Source organism: Haematospirillum sp. 15-248 (genome assembly GCF_012102665.1).
Taxonomy (GTDB): Bacteria; Pseudomonadota; Alphaproteobacteria; order Rhodospirillales; family Rhodospirillaceae; genus Haematospirillum.
Genome location: NZ_JAAVTF010000003.1, coordinates 91,050 through 109,623, shown reverse-complemented (window position 1 = coordinate 109,623; position 18,574 = coordinate 91,050). Strand labels below are relative to the sequence as shown.

Sequence of the window (18,574 nt, the reverse complement as noted above, 5' to 3'; positions counted from 1 at the left end):
TCACCTCTCCACAGGATGGGCCACAGTACGTGCCAAACCTTGCCGGAGCGTAAGGGGTGGCCTCCATCCCAGCACAGAGCGAGCTTTGGAGATGTTGACTGTCAGAGACTGGCATAATCGGTCAACAGCCGGTCCCATCCCTATACAACGGCCAATATACCGCAGCCAGGAAACAGGAACAGGAAACAGGCGCGCACGCGTCCCCATAGCCTCAGCCAGAGATCGCAGAAGCCCCTCTGTCGAGACATCATCCCCGTCTGCCGCCAGAAACAGCTGATCCGCTGCACCTGGATGAACCAAGCACAGGGCGATCAGATCCACAAGATTATCAACGGCAATCATGGAGCGTCTGTTGCAGGATACAGAGGCAAGAGGCAAGGGAATCCCCCTCTGCAACCACGTCATCAGAGTGGAAAAATTGCCTTTGACCCCGGGGCCATAGATCAACGGCGGACGGATCACGACCCATTCCATACCACTACCAAGAACCAAACGACGTAGCCCTTGCTCTGCTTCCCATTTGGACAAGGCATAAGCATCAGAAGGTGCTGGTTGATCATCTTCCCGATAGGGTTTTTCTGCTTCGCGACCTTCTCCGGAAACCTTGATGGTACTGATGTAAATGAAACGCTTGATGCCAGCCTGTACAGCCTGCTGCGCCAGGGCCAGGGTTCCCTGCGTATTCACATCCCTGAAAGCGGACAAAGGATCAGGATGATGCTCCCGCATAACATGAACGCGGGCCGCCAGATGCACAACCGCGTCGCACCCGGCCAAGGCATGGGACCAATCAGTACCGGCATCAATAGACCCGACGGGAACAGCCGGAATGCCGGCAACGGACTGCCCGTCCAGACGAACAGCAGGGACGGGCACAAAATGATCCGATGCAGCAAATGCCACACACAGTGCATGCCCGACAAAACCATTTGCCCCTGTGACCAGAACCCTCACGACAGCGACTCCAGGCAGAAACGGCACAGAGCCTCTGCACGACCAGGGGTTCCGGACTCAGTATAACACCGCAGCTCCGGTGCATTGCCCGAAGGGCGCAAATGCACGATATCACCCGAGGAGAACGTCACACGCAGCCCATCTGTTTGGTCAACAAGGACAACGGCACCACAATCGGGGGGCAGATAACGCAACAAACCACCCACGTCCTTCCGCAACTCATCCAGTAGAGCCGAACTCCGGACTGGATCAATCTCCTGCAAACGATCGCTGGCCGTAAAACGCTGCGGCAGATCAGCCATCAAAGCAGAGAGGGAACACCCGCGCATACGCGCCGCAGCAAGAAGCGTCACGATCGGCAAAACGGCATCACGGGTCAGTAATGGCTCAAGAACACGATCCTCATAAACGATACGACTTCCCAGCAGGAAACCGCCATTAGCCTCGTATCCGGCACATATGCCTTGTCCAGCCGCATCGTGCTGCATGGCTGCAATAACATGAGGCGACCCAATCCGCGTACGTGTTATCGCCTTAAACCAACCTGAGTGCTCCAGGGCCGTATTGCTGCTGACCGGCGTCACAACATGATCAGCGCCAAGAAACCGGGAACATAAAAGACCAACAGTATCACCCCGTAGCCAGTTACCCCCCTCATCCCCGACAAGGGGCCGGTCACCGTCACCGTCTGTTGAAACAACGGCATCAAAATCCAGGCTCTGCGCCCACTCGCGGGCAGCACGCACATCAGCAGGGCTGACAGCCTCGGTATCGATGGCCACAAAACTGTCTGTCCTGCCGATGGAAAGAACACGGGCTCCCAACGCCTCCAGAATGACCCGCAAGATATCACGCGCCGCACTGGAATGTTCAAAGACGGCAACCTGCATCCCTTCCAGGGCGCCTGCCCCGAAGAAATCCACATACCGACGCACATAAGCTTCTGCGACCACTGTGTCCGGAGCTGGCAGCACAGCCGGTTTCATCGTTACCATCTTCGCCACAGGCATCTGCATCATGGCCACCTCATCGTCCTTGGACAGTTCCCCGTCCGGACGATAAAACTTGATGCCATTACGATCGAAAGGAATATGGCTGCCAGTTACCACAAGAACAGGAGCCTTGATCATCTGCCCATACCAAGCCAAGGCAGGCGTCGGCAGAACGCCAGCATAGCGAACCCGGAAACCAGCCTCCTGAGCTATAGAGGCACAGACTGACGCAATGCGGGGACTACTGGGGCGAAGGTCATGACCGACAACCAGATCACAAGACCGGCCTCTATCTTTGACGAGCGTCAGGAACGCTTGCGTATAAGCTTGGCAGACCTCATCAGTCATCGCATCAACCAAGCCACGCACGCCACTGGTCCCAAAGCGAACCCCAGACCGTTCTGCTATGTCAGAAAGAGTAACGTTCATAAGACAACCCGCATCGCCAGACAATGGCTGAACGGGTACCACAACCTCAAGCCAATGACCACCCGTCCAAGGTCCGTCGAGGCCCCTGACAGCAACGAACCTTACCTTCAGAATTACTTTCCGCGGGTGGACAAAAAGCGCCGGTGCCGGACACAGACGTTCCGGCACCCACGGCGATGCGGCTCAAGCGCAACTAAACTTTTATAAGACCCAGGAACAAGGCCCTGCCACAGGCCTGCATGGTTGTCTGGCAACGCAACTTCCTGCGGGCATCTTTCAGGTGCCACGAGATACCGTGGGCCGTCATGCCAAGAGATGTAGCGATGGAGCTGCAGTCAAACCCCAGCAAACACATACGCAAAATTTTGAGAGTCTTTTCACTGAAGGCAGGCGACGGCTCCTGCTGTGGGCAAGCACGCAACCAGTTCTGGACGAACATGAACGCCAGCCCCTCCAGCTCGGACCGGACGGGAATGCTGATCGCCTCCTCCCTTGCCGTGGCAAAGTTCAACAGATACGTCCGCAACGGCAGCTGCACAGGGATGGAAAGACCAGTTCGCAGGCCATGCGAAGACGCCTCCCGGAAGAAGTCCATCTTTGCACCATCCAGATCACCCCAGCTCATCGTCCCCATGGCAACGGGGGCAAGCAAAAGGGCCGGATCAACCTTGTGATAGGCGCGTTCCTTGTAAAGATCCACCCACCCGGGCGGGCAGGATGCCGCAATAAAGGGATACCCTATATCTCTTGATGCCTCGTCATCACCGGTAACGCCCAGAAACGAGACAAACTCGAAACCCAAATCCCCGGCCTTGGAACAGAGATCTGTAAACAGCTCGCCTCCATCACGACCAACCGGCGACCTTACGCCTGAAACTTTTTTTGCTTCGTTCATTACCAATCCCCCGCCATCAGCCGGAGCGACACAGTATCGCCACACTGCACATCCTTACGATGCAGCGATGGCACTGTATCAACCATAATTGACATTTTCCAGATAAAATTTCGCCGCACACAGGCGACTTCTGTGCTCAACAAGGTTAAGTACAGACACCCGGCTCCCATAAGAAAATTGAACGTCTTGCCCCACAAGAAAGACGCATACAGACGCGCAACCATAAAAATCAAATACACCATTGAATGTACGCATTCATTTAACACGCTATGTTTGTATTCTGGAAATTTTTCTGGAATTTGTTCGGTTACGTGGTATCTTCCCTGTTGAAAATACGCTAGACATGACAACCGTGGAATGTCTTCTTCCGGGTATAGCTGGGTTAGAGCGAGAGAAAAGGGCCTGTTGCTATGGAAAAGGTCAAGCGACTTGAAGTTGCAGGATCAAAAAGCATTGCTCCCTTGTTCAATGACCTCTTGGTAGATAGTGCCGGTATGGGGTTCGAATTCATATCTTTCTGGGGCATGGAAGGGGACGAGGCTGCTGTACGACATTCTGGTTGCTCGTGCTTTGCGGCTTCATGGCCAGATGAGTTTGCCCGGCGTTATGTGGAGCATGCCTATCACGAAATTGACCCACTGGTTTATCTGGCACCCGCAAGTGATGGCGCTATAAATTGGGACTCCATCAAGGGGATGAATTGCGATCTTTTTGGAGAAGCTGCTGCATTTGGTCTGCGGGATGGCGTGACCATTCCCCTGCATGTTGGAAAACGGGTTTATCTGATCAGCTTCAGCACCAGTCAGGGTATCGCTGTTTGCCGCGACAAACAGTCGGCCTTGGAAAGCATGGCCTTTCGCTTCCTGCAGGATTACATGCGAGCAGAGCGACAAGCAGGGATTGGTGACCGGGAAGAAACGGATGCCAAGATACTCCCAATGGCCATAGCCGGGTACACCCAAGAAGCGATTGCTGATTTTCTTGGCATAGAAGAACGTTACGTTTCGGCCAGCCTTCGGAACACCTTGGGTAATGCAAGTCGTCGTACGATCTGCGGAGAGGCTGATCGGTCGTCCAGAATGATCAGCATCCCCCTCTACAGGGTGCCAACAACATCACAGCAGCAATAATAGTCAGGAGGCTATCTTTCGAATGAACAGGGACGAATACCCCGGATTTGCTCGTACGTTCTCGCAAAGTGGTTTCGTTAATTTTTAATTTTTGCGCGTTGCTCTTGACGCGCTGATTCAGGGGCAAGCAGAAGGATTTGGTTGTTATGGAAGATATCAAGCGATTCGAAATTGTGGACTCCCACAAGGATATTGCACCCCTGTTCAAGAACCTTCTGGCAAACAGCACTGCGATGGGGTTTGAATTTGCGGCATTCTTTGGATGGGAAGACGATGTCATAGAAGACCTCGGCTGCCCGTGCATTGCGGCGTCGACACCCGGCAACTATGTCCAGCGGTATGTAGATCATGGCTATCATGACGTTGATCCGTTCACTTACGTGATTCCGGCCAGCGACACGACCGTCAAGTATGATGCCGTCCGGAATATGAACAACGAGTTCTTCAATGAACTGTTCGCGTTCGGGCTGCGGGAAGGCATGGTTGTTCCCATACATGTGGGAAACCGGCTTTATTCCGTCAGCTTTATAACCAGTCGCGATGTCAAAATTCGCGAAGACGAACAGTCAACCATGGAAGGTATGGCGTTCCGTTTTCTGCAGGACTACATGCGGGCTGAACGACGCCCCGGCGCCAACGGCCGGGAAGAAATCGAAACCAGAATTCTACAGATGGCACTCTCCGGCTTGGGTAACGATATCATAGCGAGAACCCTTGGCGTAACGGAACGGTACGTTGCCGCCTGCCGTCAAGATGCCATGGGAAAACTAGGCACCCGCGTACCGTATGAAGTACACGGGCCATCATCGAAAATGGTTGGAATTTCGATGGGTATCACATCGGTATCATCGAGACAGTAAAGTTTACCGGAACCCTGGCTGCTTTACCGCATGAACGTATGCTGCACGCATATTCAGCGGAATCTCCGGGTGCATTGTTCAGGGGAATGAGGGAGGAGACCCGTCGTTATGGAAGAGATCAAGCGGTTTGAAATTGTGGATTCCTACAAAGATGTCAGTCCTCTGTTCAAAAAGCTTCTGGCAAACAGCACTGCGATGGGGTTCGAGTTTGCGGCATTCTTCGGGTGGGAAGAAGATGAGGACGTCATAAAGGATACTGGTTGTCCATGCATTGCCGCTTCATGGCCAGCTGACTTCGTTCAACGATACGTAGATCAATCGTATCAAGACGTTGATCCATTTGCTTATGTAGCACCCGCCAGTGATATCACTGTAAGATATGATGCCGTTAGAGCCATGAACAAAGACCTCTTTGATGAGGCAGCGACCTTTGGCCTACGAGATGGCATGGTTATTCCTATCCATGTGGGGAGCCGACTCTATACAGTCGGCTTTGCTACAAGCTTGGGAATGGCAATACGCGACGACCAACAATCTGACCTGGAAGGCATGGCTTTTCGTTTCCTCCAGGACTACATGCGGGCTGAACGACGCCCCGGGGCCAATGGCCGGGAAGAAACCGAAACCAGGATTCTGCAAATGGCCCTGTCAGGCTTTGCTGATGATGCTATCGCCAGCTACCTTGGGGTCACAGAGCGATACGTTGCCGCCTGCCGTCGCGATGTGATGGACAGACTGGGGTCCCATGTCCCGTGCAAGATACCTGAACCCTCATCAAAAATGATTGGAATTTCCATGGATATCACGTCTGTACCATCAAAATAAGAACGGGGGATGGAGCCACTCCGGGGGGAGTGTCATCATGCAAGAGATCAGTCGGCTCTTGCTTGTTGATTCCTAAAAAGACATAGCATCGCTGTTCAAAAAGCTTCTGGCCAGCGGTACCGCAATGAGGTTCAAGCTTGCATCTTCCTGGGGGAGTGGCTCAGGAATGGTCACTCTCTGGTGGTAGATACGCTCAGCGCGGCGCTGGGAGGGACTAGCTTGGCTTGTTTCAACGAAGCGTGCGACAACGCTTTTTCTCTTCGGCGAAAAAATTATATATTAACGCATTATAGCGTTAATATGGCGGAGAGAGAGGGATTCGAACCCTCGATACGGTTTCCCGTATACACACTTTCCAGGCGTGCGCCTTCAACCACTCGGCCACCTCTCCCCTAGCGCAGGGCTTTTACCCTGCTTCACCGCCCCTTAAAAAGAACGGCGAGGCGGATTTCTAGCCGACGACAACGCAAAATGCAATGGCTGTTTGGAGAAAAAGTATTTTTGTCCATGTGGCGCAGTCTTGAAGACCCTGATTGCACAGCCAAACACTTGTGGCATGCTTCCCATGTGGGGACAGGCGCCTTATCTCCGGACAGGAGGAACGCCTCTTTGGGATCTACCGCACCATGACCGGGAAAATTATAGGCTGGCTTTTTCTGGGATTTGCGCTGATTTCTGCCTCGGCGGAAGGTGTCATGGCGCTTGGGACCAGTTCAGAAAGTGGACTTGCAACCGGCGAGCTTCTGGCTCTCCTTGCCGGCCATACAGCACCAGCGCCAAACACGGCCCTTGACCGCATACTTGCTGATCTTCTGGCCCTGCCAGCATGGGCTGTAAGCGGCCCACTGGGCATTTTGCTGATCTTGATCGCCCGAGGAAAGAGAGAACCTGTGGCACAGGGAACCCGGCGCCTGATGAGACGGCGGCATTAACAAAAGTCAACAGAACTTGTTGTAACGTATGGAGCGGGTGAAGTGAATCGAACCCTAGTCGTAAGCTTGGGAACTATAGCCTATAGGTTCCCGCGCTATCCCGCAAGATCATTAATGCGCTGTTTGTCCTTGGGTTTCGCTGCCCCGCACTTCCCGCTCACCTCCTCGAGATCCCCTCGTTTCTCCAGCATTGACTTACAGACTCCTTACAAATTACCTTGCCGTCCACGTCATAAGCTTTTCTGGCTTCCGTCGAATAAGGTGAGGGAAATCATGAAGTTGAAGCTAAGCGCTGCGAAGCTCAAGACGCTCACCATTCCCGAGCGCAAGTCCGGAGAATGCGTCTGGGACACCTCCCTTCCTGGGTTCGGGGTCTACGTGGACAAGACAGCCAAGACGTTCCTTATTCAGGGCCGGTGAGGAGAAGCGCCACAAGATCGGGCGCTCCGACGCGCTGTCATATGATTCAGACCGGCAGAAAGCCATCCACATCCTGAGGGAGGTGCAGAAGGACGCGGACCCAACCGCCGCCATCAAGCAGGCCCCTTATCTGAGGAGCTGACGGCATTGCTCGGAACCCACAGCATGAAGGACAGCACCCGAAAGACATGGAAGTCCGTCATCAACAACCACATCATCCCCGCCCTAGGCACCCGCAAGCCCTCGACCATCGCCGAGGCCGACATCCTGGCCGCTTATAGGGACACCCAAGCCAAGAGCGGACGGCAAGCTAATCAGGCCCATCCTCTCGACCTTCTATAACCGGACAACGGACGGAAAATTCAACCCAGCCTCCGATTTCCGCAATGACAAGTCGATCAGGAAGCATCGCGACGGCGAGCGGGAAGTTGTCCTCACCCAAGAACAGGTACGGGCGCTCCTAGCCGACTTCGATCAATCCCCCGCCCAGCAGAGTGCAAGCGCATCCCGACTCCTCTTTTATACGGGCGCCCGCATTGGGAAAATTCTGGCTCTCAAATGGGAAGCCGTGAACCGCAGCCTGTGTGAATCCGAGATTTGCTCGGACCTCCCTGAAGCTGCTGTTGCAGAGCTGTATGTTCATCTAAGCATACGTCAAGCTCACTTCAGGGATTCCTTCTCTGAAATTGGAAGTGCCATCGTTTAAAAGTGCAGCAACCTCTTTCTCGAAAAGCAAACTTCAAAGAAGCTTCTCGGCCTAGAGGGTGCATCTCCGTCTAAATTAATGCTTGAGGAAATTTATTCTCTCTTTCGTCGGCATGAAACTGCGCTTAGGAAGGCGGGGTTCTCCTTGGAGACATTTGAACGCTTTGCCCTTCAGATGATGAAGAGTGGGTTCGGCAGCTACTTTCCCACCCAGGTTGAGGCGATGAAAGAGCTTACCGCCAAATTCTTGGGCGAGGTGGACAGCGCAACACGTCGTGCCCACAACAAGGCGTTAGGCGAAACCCTTTCTCCAGAGCTGCGGATGGATGAGTTGCAGAAGATGAAGTGGTCCAAACTGCACATTGGTGAGGGAGGCATCCCCTTGCCGGATTGCATTGCTGTCTGCCGTAATTCTGATGGGAAGTACATTCCACTCGTATTTGCCGATGTTGGAACGATCAACGCTGTTTATACTCCCTTGACGCACGACACTCTCATTGTTGGCCGGGTGGGTGAAAACAGCGTGGTTCCTGACAATTTAATCAACACGCTCTCAGCATGTAGCCGAGACTTCTTTGTTGCGAAGGCCCATCACCCCTCTTTCGATCATGCCGCCCGATCAACGGGAAGCCTGCTTGATGCGTTCCTCTCAAGTACAACATCCGAGGCACTGAGAGACCTGCCGATCCTAGGGATGCTTCCAAAGGGGTAAGCCCCGCCGTCACGATATGCGGGCTTCGGCCAGCAACTCAGACAGCACCTTCTTTCCCCTGCGGCTAATCATCACCGTATGGGTCCTGTTGTCCTCGATGCAGGGGTACGCAGACACCAGCCCGTAACCCTTCACGGTCTTGCCACCGTGGGCGTATCCGCCCCCCAACAGCCCCACGTTCCGCGAAAGGGCCGACTGGGTCAGCCCCATGTCCTCCCGAAGGTCGCGGGTGGTGATGCCGGGGCTGTCGGCAACGCCCAGCAGGACCTGCAAGGCTGTTGCGTGGGTCCTGGGGTATCGCTTGGTGAAGGCGAGCATGAAGGCGCTGAACTGAGAGAGGTCCATTGGTCGCTCTCCTGTCTCGGACAGATCGGACGATGATGCCACGGCACGTCCCTTTCGTCCTTGTCGCAAGAAAAACGGGTAGGGCCATCACCACTTACCTGATTTTTGAACTGACGTTATGCTTGCAACAGATCAAGAGTGAAGGGGCTGGGGTATGCGGGTATACAAGCTGACTTCAAAATCCCATGTCGTTAAAGAAATCGAGAAGACGAATTTTGAATACGACACCGACAAGAAATACCCGCATTATCAGCAGGCGGCAGATGGGCTATGGAGACAGTATGCAGTCTGCCCCGCCTGCGACAATCCAATTCAAATAATTGGGCTGTACAAGCCTCTCAGCAACACCGATAGGCCATATGGGAAGCATACTGGCAAAAGGATCGATGGTTTTCCTGACTTCGGTCCAGAAGCCCACCAGTGGTGCCCTTACGTTTCCGCCCGAAGCTCTGGCGGAAAGACCAAGCGTAAATCCATTGATGGCCTTCCACTAAAAATCCTTCGCATTCTGGCCGATAACTTTGATCGCGTTCTCTACATTCTTGAAAAAGATACTGGAGTTCGCATATCAGATAATTTGGCAAAATCCATGCTTGAAACGTACATGGGTGAAGAGGGTTATCTTTACACTGGAGCCAACCTAAGAAACGTGCCTTGGATTTTCGCATACATGGCTGATGCCCAGTCTCTCTTTGGGCAAAAGATTGTCAGCAACGATGAGCTGAAAGGCGCAATTACATCAAAAATCGAAAACGCCAGGATTGACGAGAGTGGCCGGATTACGCGAGGACAGGGGTATTACAGCATAGACCTTGCGTTTATTGACCACGCCTATCACCTTGAGGACCACGAAATCGTGGAAAGCGTTGTTATGCATGTCGTTGATGGGAATGGGGGTGTGGTTTACGAGACAGTTCTCGACATCGATCCGGCCCGGTTCGCCTCCCTCATCAATACACCGCCTCAATTTGCAAGAAGGAATATGTCACAGGTTGCGATGGCCCAGGCCGTGATCGATCCCTTCCTGGAGGCGCACAGGTCTACGCCAGAGGTGGGCACCACTTAAAACCAGCGAAAAAATTCGTCCCCCTCTCCGTACTGGCGAGAGCGCGGCTTCCCCCCTTGGCGGGGGCCTCGCGTCACGCACGGGCACACAGAGTTGATCCCAGGCGCGGGTGGGTGTGCGGACCTTTCCGCCCGGCTTCTGTGTCGCCTTGGTCCTGCCCACGCCCTTGACACCCTGACTCCCTCAGTCGTATCACATGGTATCAACGGATGTTGACAGCATGTGTGATGAGGCTGCCATGACCAGCTATGTCGAGTATTACCGGGTATCCACCGAGAAGCAGTGCCGGTCTGGTCTGGGGCTGGAGGCGCAGCAAGAGGCTGTGCGTCGGTTCCTCCGGGATGGGGACACCACCATCAAGCCACCCTTTGTGGAAGTGGAGAGCGGCAGGAAGACCGACCAGGACCGGCCCCAGCTTCGTGCAGCGATGGAGGCTTGCCGGACGACTGGGGCAACCCTGCTGATTGCCAAGCTCGACCGGCTGGCCCGAGACGTGGCCTTCATCGCCACCTTGATGAAGTCGGATGTCCGCTTCGTCGCCTGCGACATGCCCGAGGCTGATCCCTTCCGCCTGCACATTGAGGCTGCCATTGCCGAGGAAGAGGCCAGGAAGATCAGCCAGCGGACCAAGGCTGCCCTTGCCGCAGCCAAGGCCCGAGGGGTCAAGCTGGGCGGGTATCGTGGGTACGAGCTGACCGAGGATCAACGTGGGCGGGGTCTGGAGCGTTCAGCAGAGGTTCGGGCTTCCGGGGCTAACCAGAGGGCCGTGAGCCTGCTTCCGATCATCTCCACCATCCGCGCCGAGGGCATCACCAGCATGGGCGGCATCGCCAAGGCCCTGAACGACCGGAACGTCCCGACGCCTGCCGGTGGGCAGTGGCACCCCATGAGCGTGTCCCGTCTGTTGAGGCGGTTGGAGGCGTGAGCCTGGGGGGAGAAACGCTAACGACCTCGGGACAGTTGCGACATCGTCATTAAATATTTGGTTTAATTTTGTTTTTTCATTTTACACAGATTCCCCGAGGACTCATACAGGCGGGGCAACAACGCACCACCAGGGGAACCCAGACATGACCACCCAGACCAACGCAGCCGCCACCATCTCCACCCTGATCACCGAGGCCGGGAACGACCTCCGGGGCGGCATCATGGACACCACCGACCTCTTGGCTTGGATGGGGCGTGCCCTGACTGCGGGTCTGTCGTTCATGTCACCCGAGGATCAGCAGGCGTTCGCTTCCCTGCTGGAGGGCGGGGAGGTTCCGTCCTTCGCCTGATCCTTCCCAGGCTGCCATTGCCAAGCCCCTGCCGGTCCTCCGGTGGGGGCTTTGTCGTTTCTGAGCATCAATACCGAGACCGAGACCGTCCGTGACCTGGACCTTGCCCAGGCTCTTGGCTACTCGGGAGACCGGATGATCCGCCGCCTGATTAAGAACCACATGACCACGCTGGAGCAGTTCGGTGCAGTGTGCCGCACCAACACGCTACTACCTCGTGGCACCAAGGGGGCCACGCAGGATCACCGAGTTCCACCTGAACCGCAAGCAGGCGATCTACCTGACCACCCAGGCGGGGACGCCGAAGGCCCACGCCATGACGGTCTTCGTGGTCTCCGGGTAATAGGTTGCACCAATGCGGACTGAACGCCCAGCCCATCCGTGAGATCGCCATCGCCCAGCAAGCCCGCCAGGGACTCGCTGGAGTCGATTGCAGCCCCATGGGCTACGAGACCCCACCAGCGCCGGCCCTTCGAGTCTCCAGCACCCCTTAAATCAACTCCCAGGGCCATGAGCAATTTGGTTGCACCAATACATGTGCAGGGTGGTTCCTGTCCGACTGTGGGCCGGGGTGGTGTGGGGCTGTGACCTCTCCGCACCACCCCGTGGCTGCCGAGTTGCCAGACCACGACTGATATGAAATTTCCCTGCCGTATCAGTGCTTTGGAAATAGTTTGCACCAATACATGGGGCCTCTGTGATCACATACCAATGCTGTTACCTCATGGTCACTCTACTGGTACAGCCTTGGTTATCATGATGCTGTCATTTGGTTGCTTGGAAGATTCCACCTTGGTCTGACTGAGGTGTGGGTAAGGACGGAGTACCCGTACCACCTCCCCCAAGAAACAACCCATGCTGAACAGCATGGAATGTCCTCTGCTGGACAGGGTGAACCCCTAGAACCCAGAGGCTGACCATCGCCTATCCCCTGCCTTCGTCTGTCACCACCTGTCTTCCTATTTCTTAGGAGGTCGGGTGGTATTTCGCCATTCCCATAGGAACCACCATGAGCCACATCACCCCCGAACCGACCACCATCATTGACGACAAGGGCAACCATGTCAGCCCCAGCACTGCCGTGGGGGCGGTCCTGGACATCTCCAACGGGCAGGAGGTGCGGGAGGCTCACATCATCCAAGCCGCTTCCAAGATGGGCAAGGAGCCTGCCTAGGTCCGCGCCATGGTGGATCAGGTGCGGGGAGCCTTTGAAGCTCAGGCCCGTGCCGTGGTGGATCGTGTCGGCCCCCATGCGGATGACGTGTTCGCGTGGGCTTCCCAGGCCCCCAAGAGCCGCGATCTGATGAAACAGGCCGTCCAGGATCAGGCCCGCAAGCGGACCACCTCGGGATACCAGAAGGTTGCCCAGGCGTACCTGGAGAACCTGGACACCATCAACCCGGATGCCCTGCTGAGGGCCCAGCTTGGCGAGGGTCTGGAGATCAGGAAGGGCCAGAATGGCAAGTTGATCCTGAAGACCCCCAAGGGGGAAATGAAGTATCGGGCGGCTGTCCGCTCTGGCCTGATCAAGATCAGCAAGGCCCGCCACTAATGGCGTAATACGTCACCAACGGCAACCTGCGAACCAAGGTCTATGACCCCGACGAACCCGTGGAAGGGTACAAGAAGAAGACCTGGAAGGCCCCTGCTGAGTGGGGGCCTTTTGTTGTCTGGCATGAGGGCATAACCAGGGACACCAACGGGAACGTCACCCCGTTGTCCCTGCCGTATGTCGTCCTCCATTTCGAGAAGGTGGACCAGACCATCCGCCAGCTTCAGCGCCCTGTCCACGGATACGACCAAGCCCCGATCCCCCAGCAACCCGCTTTCAACGACAACGACCTTTGCGCCGTCCCCGTCTAACCCAAGGACCAACAGCACATGAACTCTGCCATTGATACCACTGTCATCACCTGCCCCGGTGGTGGCTTCATCTCCATAATGAGAGACCCCCATCAAAACGTCGTGTTCCTGGACAAGGACGGCATTCTCCAGTCCAGCGCAACCGAGGCCATGACCAAGCTGTTCGACACCATCAAGGCGAACGGTTCGGGCAAGCCGCCGACCATTGGCCGGGTGGACGCCTGATCCCAGGCACATGACCAGGGCAAGCCCCATGCTGACCCGTGACCCGCCCCGATGCCCCCCTTGCGAGGGGGCAGCAAGGACAATCACGGGGCGGCATGGGGCGCGGCCTCCAGCAGCTCGGTCAGGGCATCGGATTGGTCCCGGTTCACCGTCGAGACGTAAGCGATGATGGCACGGGACCTGGGGGCGTCACCGGCTTCGAGGACTGCCGCTTCAAATTCCCGCATCCTGTGGTCTGTCACAGCCATCCGGCCAGTGCCAGCCTCGATGTTGAACGCGGACACCTCTGGCCCAGCTCGCTGGACCTTGGTGGCGTTGAGGGGGAATCCCACCTCGCTGCCCACCCGTCCAATCAACTCCAAGGCTTGCTCAAGCTCTGCCTTGTCGTCACCGGACAGGATCACGTCATCAACGTAGACGGACAGCTTGATCCCCTTGTCCATCAACTCCCGGAAAGCAAGCCCCAGCTTGCTCTTGTCCAGGCAGATGGTAGCGAGGTAGGGGGACTCAACGAAGCCGAAGGGCAGGAAGTAGCGCCCCTTGTCGGCAACGGTCGCATTCACTGCGTACTCGTATGCGTCACCGTACCAGAACCCGATCCGCTTCAACGCTCGGACCACCTTGTTCCGGGTGACGTGCCAGAAGAACCGTTCCAGGTCTGCCCTGGCGAAGTATTGGCTTCCCAAGTGGGTCTTGATGGCCGCGACATGCCCACCATCCTGGTAGTGAAAATAAAAGCCCGGTGGCCTCCATTTCTTCAGAGACCACCTCAACAATTGCCGCCCCTTGGCGCGACATTCGTCCTCCTGAACGTAGACGAACTTCCCGCTAGATAGCTGAAATCTCTGCGTATAATTCCTGATTTTCAATGGGGCGTCTCAGGTAGTTAGCGGTCACGGTCACGAGCTTCTCAATCCAGTAGGCGAGCTTTACGAGAGCAGTCACCAACTCGATCAGCCCGAGAACCGGACCGAGATAATTTTTCTTCATCTCGGCACTCCTCTGCTAATCCCCTAGCAGGCCAGTGTTCCGCCAGAACGGAACACCGTGACCACAACCAAGGACGTCCCCATGGCTCCGGAAAGCCAACATTCAGGGTGACCAGCAAGCGGACATCCTGGGCATCGGAGAGCCGATACCTCGGAGGACCGCCATCGCGGGAGCCTCATGCTAGGGGTGATGCACACCATAAGCGTTACAGGCGGGTGGGTCAATCCAACCAGCCTCTGCCCCTCTTGCCCTGCCCCCAACGAAGCGTACCTCTCCGGTAACAGCCCCATGCTGCCGGTCCCCGAGGTGTGCCCACAACAGAACGGAACCACATGAAAGACCGCGTTCAAGTCGCAGACCTCGCACAGGCCCAGCTTCGCCCCGATGCTCGTCCCGTGGACATTTATTACCGCCCTCAGGCTGAAGCCGTTCAGCAGCAGGGCGACAGCATGATCACCCAGCTTGCCCAGGGCCTGGGTCAAATCCAGCCCAAGCTGATGGAGCTGGCAGGCTCGTACATCGACAAGCAAGCCAAAGAGGAAGCAGCACAGGACAACCAAACGTACCGCGATGCCCTGATGAAGGACGCCGATCTGAACAAGAAGGCGTTCAAGGACCTCGTGGACCAAGGCGTGATCCCGGCTGGTGCCTCCCCCTGGTTCCAGAAGGGGTGGCGTGAGCAGCAGCTCCGCGCCCTTGGCGAGAAGTATGGTCGGGACGTGACCCTGGCCTAGAACCAGAATGGTGACCTCAAGAACTCCGATGACACCGGCAAGCTGAACCAGTTCCTGGCCCAGCAGTCCCAGGCGTTCCGTGAGAAGATCAAGGCCAGCGGTGGTGAGTTCCGTCCCACTGAGCTGACCGAGGTGCTGGACCCGCTGATCGATCATTACAATCACAACGTCTGACAGGAGCATGTCCGGTTCCGGGTGGCTTAGATCGAGAAGGACGTGGATGCCAACTCCCGCATTTCCGTGAGCCGCTGGGCCACCCGTACCGATCTTCCCGTGGAGGAACGGGCGGCAGGCATTCAGTCGGAAATCGACTGTATGTTCAGCAAGGGCCTGTCTGGGTCCAAGTCCCGGCAAATCATGGCTGAAGCCGTAATGGATGCTGCCTCGACCTCCAAAGACCCCAGCATGTTGTCCGTGCTGGACCATTTGAAGACCGGCAATACCGTCTTGTCCAAGGACCCGGTCATTCGGACCAAGATGGAGCAGGCCCAGCAGCATATCGAGGAGCGCCAGCGCAATGACCAGCGTTGGACCTGGGCTGTCGAGGACCGGAAGTACCACGATGAGGTGACCAAGCCCCGTGCTGAACAGTCCTGGAAGTGGACCATGCAGCAGCACGATTGGGCGACGGATCAGCACGACCGGGCGGAACAGGAGTGGACCCTCCATTCCGCCCTTGGCGACGAGATCAGTGCCGATCCGACCCAGGACCTCCGCAAGTCTCCCCAGTTCAAGAAACTGACCCGTCTGGACCCGATGAAGGCCCAGGCCATGCTGCACTTCCAGCAGGTCTACCCGGGGGCCGGGGAAGAGGTGAAATCGGACGACCCGAACAGCGTCTTCCAGATCACCAAGGGCCTGTACACCGGGCAGGAGGACCCGACCCAGCTCCGGGTTCGGGCCATGAATGCCTTCACCCACGGTCTGATGACCCGTGGACGCTTCGAGAAGATCAACGAGGAAATCCTCCAGTACCAGGAGGGCCGCAAGGACCCGATCCTGGGGTCTCAGGAAATGCACCAGCTCCAAGACGGTGTGTACCGAGGGATCATTAGCAGCCCGAAAGGCAGTTCGGCAAGCAAGCGTTGGTCGCCTCCCAAGCGGCTGCCGAGTTCTATGACTGGGCCAGGAAATGGAGTAAGGCCAACCTTGGTGCGAGCTTCACCGACTTCCGAACTGAGGCCCAGAAGAAGGCCGTTGACTTGGTGAGGGCCAGCAACGAGTACGCCAATACGGATTCTTTGCAGGGGCAACAGCAGCAAGGACAATCGGCACCCCAGCCGGTGGGTTCGGCCAAGCAGCAGCAGCCCGCCGCACCGCCGAAACAGCAGCAGACTGCCCCCGCGTGGCATCAGGGGAAGGCAAGCTCGTCCGCGCCTTACGCCGCTGAACAGCTCCAGCAAATGGACGCTCGCACCCTTCCCGATGTTGTCGTGAACATGATGAGAGACACCGAGGATGAGGACAATCTCAGGGAATTTCAGAAGGTCTACGGTACGACCGTAAATCGGGGGGAACTCTTTGCCCCGTTGCGGTCGCAAGCTGTTCCCGACCCCCTCTCAGGGGGCAATCGAATACCTGAAGGCCAATCCGCAGAGCCACCGCGAGTTCGATAAGAAGTTCGGGGCATACGCATCGTCGTATTACGCCCCTTACGATGATCCGTACTCGTTCAGGTAACCCCTACCGCCCTCACTCGCTCACGCGGGTGGGAGCTTCCCCTTCACATCATCAACCGCCATCGGCCCGCCATCGTGCGGGCTTCGTCGTCTCTGGAGAACCGTATGGAAGTTCAGTCCACGTACATGACCCGCGAACAGGCTGCCGCGTTCCTGCATGTTCAGCCCAAGACCCTCGCCAACTGGGCCAGCCAGAGCAAGGGGCCAAAGTTCAGGAGGCCAGGGGGCAAGGTAGTCCTGTACACCCGCTCCGACCTGGAAGCATGGGTGAACGGGGCATGTCAGTAAGGTGCCCCGCCTCCCCCGAAATCCCCGCTGAAAACGTACTATAGGCGTATTCAAGGCCCGAATACGCGAAGCGCTCAACCTTGCGACCGGCTCTAACTAACTGGTTTTCTGTGGAAAAGTTTGGAGCGGGTGAAGGGAATCGAACCCTCGTCGTAAGCTTGGGAAGCTTCTGCTCTACCATTGAGCTACACCCGCACACCAAGGTACAATCCTTGTTCGAGGACAGGATCTATACGGTCAGCCAACGTTCTTGGCAAGGCCATAAATAGAAAGATACGGTGAATAGACATCATTCGATGTGGCCCGAGGATCAATCCGCCCTGATTGGAACAACAGAGCAGGGAATTCTCCAAGGCACAGACTCAACATGCAAGGCCGCTCTGATCATCAAACAAAAGCCTGCTTTTTGCTTGACACAACAAGCATGAACATGATCCGACAGTCAGGAAAACAACGTCCCCTGACGCCCGCGCACAGCCCAGGTGAAACAATGACCGATCCCCGGAGAGAAACATTGCGCTCTACACCGACCAGCACACTGTCCACGGTTCAGTCATCCGTCACACAGGGCGAGGCCATCGAACGCCCCTCACGACAGGATGCCGAGGAAGCTGTGCGCACCCTGCTGCGGTGGGCCGGGGATGATCCCACGCGAGAAGGACTGATTGAAACGCCTGCCCGCGTTGCCCGTGCGTGGGAGGAATGGTGCTCCGGTTATGGCAATGACCCCGAGGAATACCTGCGTCGCACCTTTGAAGAGGTCGAGGGGTACGACGAGATGGTTGTCCTTAAAGACATCACCTTCGAAAGCCATTGCGAACACCATCTGGCAGCCATTATTGGCCGGGCCCACGTTGCCTATCTGCCGGATCGGCGGGTTGTCGGTATCTCGAAGCTGGCCCGGATTGTGGATCTGTATGCAAAGCGATTGCAAATTCAGGAAAAAATGACAGCCCAGATTGCCGGCGCGATACAGGATGTGCTGGAGCCAAAAGGTGTTGCTGTCGTCATAGAAGCCAGCCACCAATGCATGACAACCCGCGGCGTTCACAAAACGGGTGTCAACATGGTCACCAGCCGCATGCTGGGAGCCTTCCGGGAAGACAGCGCCACACGGCGAGAATTTCTGGCCGTGATCAGCTCAACCCGCTGAAATCATATAGGGAAGAAGGATGATGGTGTCCCCGGCGGGATTCGAACCCACGGCCCCAGGATTAGGAATCCTGTGCTCTATCCAGCTGAGCTACGGAGAC

22 protein-coding genes and 3 tRNA genes are annotated in these 18,574 nt (G+C 56.4%); 14 read left to right on the top strand and 11 right to left on the bottom strand.

The genetic code is table 11. From position 1 onward, the window contains the following. The 3 genes from HEQ72_RS05065 to HEQ72_RS05055 form a co-directional block, all read right to left on the bottom strand. Positions 1 to 954, bottom strand: a complete 954-nt coding sequence (locus HEQ72_RS05065) for a UDP-glucose 4-epimerase family protein (RefSeq protein ID WP_209316191.1) — start codon at positions 952 to 954, stop codon at positions 1 to 3. Next, positions 951 to 2,375 (bottom strand): phosphomannomutase, encoded by a 1,425-nt coding sequence (locus HEQ72_RS05060; protein WP_168022744.1) that lies wholly within the window; start codon positions 2,373 to 2,375, stop codon positions 951 to 953. Before HEQ72_RS05060 ends, HEQ72_RS05065 begins: the two co-directional genes overlap by 4 nt. Before the next feature lie 193 nt (positions 2,376 to 2,568). Beyond that, complete coding sequence (locus HEQ72_RS05055; protein WP_168022743.1) at positions 2,569 to 3,270, bottom strand: helix-turn-helix transcriptional regulator; 702 nt, start codon at positions 3,268 to 3,270, stop codon at positions 2,569 to 2,571. A gap of 410 nt (positions 3,271 to 3,680) precedes the next feature. On the opposite strand from HEQ72_RS05055, the gene HEQ72_RS05050 reads away from it, so the two are divergent. The 3 genes from HEQ72_RS05050 (at position 3,681) to HEQ72_RS05040 (ending at position 6,085) form a co-directional block, all read left to right on the top strand. Beyond that, positions 3,681 to 4,400, top strand: a complete 720-nt coding sequence (locus HEQ72_RS05050; RefSeq protein WP_168019492.1) for an autoinducer binding domain-containing protein — start codon at positions 3,681 to 3,683, stop codon at positions 4,398 to 4,400. 146 nt (positions 4,401 to 4,546) lie between these two features. Then, positions 4,547 to 5,260 (top strand): autoinducer binding domain-containing protein, encoded by a 714-nt coding sequence (locus HEQ72_RS05045; protein ID WP_168022742.1) that lies wholly within the window; start codon positions 4,547 to 4,549, stop codon positions 5,258 to 5,260. A 108-nt stretch (positions 5,261 to 5,368) separates the two neighbouring features. Continuing rightward, positions 5,369 to 6,085, top strand: coding sequence for an autoinducer binding domain-containing protein (locus tag HEQ72_RS05040; protein WP_168019494.1), 717 nt, complete (start codon positions 5,369 to 5,371; stop codon positions 6,083 to 6,085). Positions 6,086 to 6,386: 301 nt separating this feature from the next. Here the strand turns inward: HEQ72_RS05040 and HEQ72_RS05035 are convergent. Then, positions 6,387 to 6,476: transfer RNA gene (locus HEQ72_RS05035), tRNA-Ser, on the bottom strand. Between the two features lie 235 nt (positions 6,477 to 6,711). On the opposite strand from HEQ72_RS05035, the gene HEQ72_RS05030 reads away from it, so the two are divergent. From HEQ72_RS05030 to HEQ72_RS05020, 3 genes are all read left to right on the top strand, one after another. Further along, the gene (locus HEQ72_RS05030; RefSeq protein ID WP_168020207.1) at positions 6,712 to 7,017 is read left to right on the top strand and encodes a hypothetical protein; all 306 of its coding nucleotides are present in this window, start codon (positions 6,712 to 6,714) and stop codon (positions 7,015 to 7,017) included. 567 nt (positions 7,018 to 7,584) lie between these two features. Then, positions 7,585 to 7,779 carry a hypothetical protein gene (locus HEQ72_RS05025; protein WP_168020206.1) on the top strand — a complete coding sequence of 65 codons (195 nt, stop codon included), beginning with the start codon at positions 7,585 to 7,587 and terminating at the stop codon, positions 7,777 to 7,779. A 508-nt stretch (positions 7,780 to 8,287) separates the two neighbouring features. After that, complete coding sequence (locus HEQ72_RS05020; protein ID WP_168022741.1) at positions 8,288 to 8,854, top strand: hypothetical protein; 567 nt, start codon at positions 8,288 to 8,290, stop codon at positions 8,852 to 8,854. Between the two features lie 9 nt (positions 8,855 to 8,863). On the opposite strand, the gene HEQ72_RS05015 is transcribed toward HEQ72_RS05020, so the two are convergent. Then, on the bottom strand, positions 8,864 to 9,241 hold the full coding sequence (locus tag HEQ72_RS05015) for a MarR family winged helix-turn-helix transcriptional regulator (RefSeq protein ID WP_168022740.1): 378 nt from the start codon (positions 9,239 to 9,241) through the stop codon (positions 8,864 to 8,866). A 112-nt stretch (positions 9,242 to 9,353) separates the two neighbouring features. Between HEQ72_RS05015 and HEQ72_RS05010 the strand changes: the two genes are divergently transcribed. From HEQ72_RS05010 to HEQ72_RS04990, 5 genes are all read left to right on the top strand, one after another. Next, on the top strand, positions 9,354 to 10,265 hold the full coding sequence (locus tag HEQ72_RS05010; RefSeq protein ID WP_168022739.1) for a hypothetical protein: 912 nt from the start codon (positions 9,354 to 9,356) through the stop codon (positions 10,263 to 10,265). Between the two features lie 220 nt (positions 10,266 to 10,485). Next, positions 10,486 to 11,190: a recombinase family protein gene (locus tag HEQ72_RS05005; RefSeq protein WP_245184163.1), complete on the top strand. Its 705-nt coding sequence runs from the start codon at positions 10,486 to 10,488 to the stop codon at positions 11,188 to 11,190. 145 nt (positions 11,191 to 11,335) lie between these two features. Beyond that, complete coding sequence (locus HEQ72_RS05000) at positions 11,336 to 11,542, top strand: hypothetical protein (protein ID WP_168020198.1); 207 nt, start codon at positions 11,336 to 11,338, stop codon at positions 11,540 to 11,542. Positions 11,543 to 12,551: 1,009 nt separating this feature from the next. After that, a complete protein-coding gene (locus HEQ72_RS04995; protein ID WP_168020194.1) occupies positions 12,552 to 12,716 on the top strand; it encodes a hypothetical protein in 165 nt (54 codons plus the stop codon). 9 nt (positions 12,717 to 12,725) lie between these two features. After that, positions 12,726 to 13,094, top strand: a complete 369-nt coding sequence (locus tag HEQ72_RS04990; protein ID WP_168020192.1) for a hypothetical protein — start codon at positions 12,726 to 12,728, stop codon at positions 13,092 to 13,094. Here HEQ72_RS04990 and HEQ72_RS04985 read toward each other — a convergent pair. From HEQ72_RS04985 to HEQ72_RS04970, 4 genes are read right to left on the bottom strand one after another with little or no spacing between them, the layout of a single operon-like run. Further along, on the bottom strand, positions 13,091 to 13,660 hold the full coding sequence (locus HEQ72_RS04985) for a hypothetical protein (protein WP_168020190.1): 570 nt from the start codon (positions 13,658 to 13,660) through the stop codon (positions 13,091 to 13,093). The two genes, HEQ72_RS04990 and HEQ72_RS04985, sit on opposite strands and share 4 nt — an antisense overlap. Before the next feature lie 53 nt (positions 13,661 to 13,713). Then, positions 13,714 to 14,403: a reverse transcriptase domain-containing protein gene (locus HEQ72_RS04980; RefSeq protein ID WP_168022738.1), complete on the bottom strand. Its 690-nt coding sequence runs from the start codon at positions 14,401 to 14,403 to the stop codon at positions 13,714 to 13,716. Between the two features lie 55 nt (positions 14,404 to 14,458). Further along, the gene (locus tag HEQ72_RS04975) at positions 14,459 to 14,620 is read right to left on the bottom strand and encodes a hypothetical protein (protein WP_168022737.1); all 162 of its coding nucleotides are present in this window, start codon (positions 14,618 to 14,620) and stop codon (positions 14,459 to 14,461) included. 23 nt (positions 14,621 to 14,643) lie between these two features. Then, positions 14,644 to 15,537 carry a hypothetical protein gene (locus tag HEQ72_RS04970; RefSeq protein WP_168022736.1) on the bottom strand — a complete coding sequence of 298 codons (894 nt, stop codon included), beginning with the start codon at positions 15,535 to 15,537 and terminating at the stop codon, positions 14,644 to 14,646. A 57-nt stretch (positions 15,538 to 15,594) separates the two neighbouring features. Between HEQ72_RS04970 and HEQ72_RS04965 the strand changes: the two genes are divergently transcribed. Further along, complete coding sequence (locus HEQ72_RS04965; protein WP_168022735.1) at positions 15,595 to 16,563, top strand: hypothetical protein; 969 nt, start codon at positions 15,595 to 15,597, stop codon at positions 16,561 to 16,563. A gap of 575 nt (positions 16,564 to 17,138) precedes the next feature. Beyond that, positions 17,139 to 17,321: a helix-turn-helix transcriptional regulator gene (locus HEQ72_RS04960; protein ID WP_168020184.1), complete on the top strand. Its 183-nt coding sequence runs from the start codon at positions 17,139 to 17,141 to the stop codon at positions 17,319 to 17,321. Positions 17,322 to 17,442: 121 nt separating this feature from the next. Here HEQ72_RS04960 and HEQ72_RS04955 read toward each other — a convergent pair. Next, positions 17,443 to 17,516, bottom strand: a tRNA-Gly gene (locus tag HEQ72_RS04955). A 295-nt stretch (positions 17,517 to 17,811) separates the two neighbouring features. Here HEQ72_RS04955 and folE point away from each other — a divergent pair. Continuing rightward, positions 17,812 to 18,474 carry a GTP cyclohydrolase I FolE gene (folE, locus tag HEQ72_RS04950; protein ID WP_168022734.1) on the top strand — a complete coding sequence of 221 codons (663 nt, stop codon included), beginning with the start codon at positions 17,812 to 17,814 and terminating at the stop codon, positions 18,472 to 18,474. Positions 18,475 to 18,497: 23 nt separating this feature from the next. On the opposite strand, the gene HEQ72_RS04945 is transcribed toward folE, so the two are convergent. Then, positions 18,498 to 18,574: transfer RNA gene (locus tag HEQ72_RS04945), tRNA-Arg, on the bottom strand.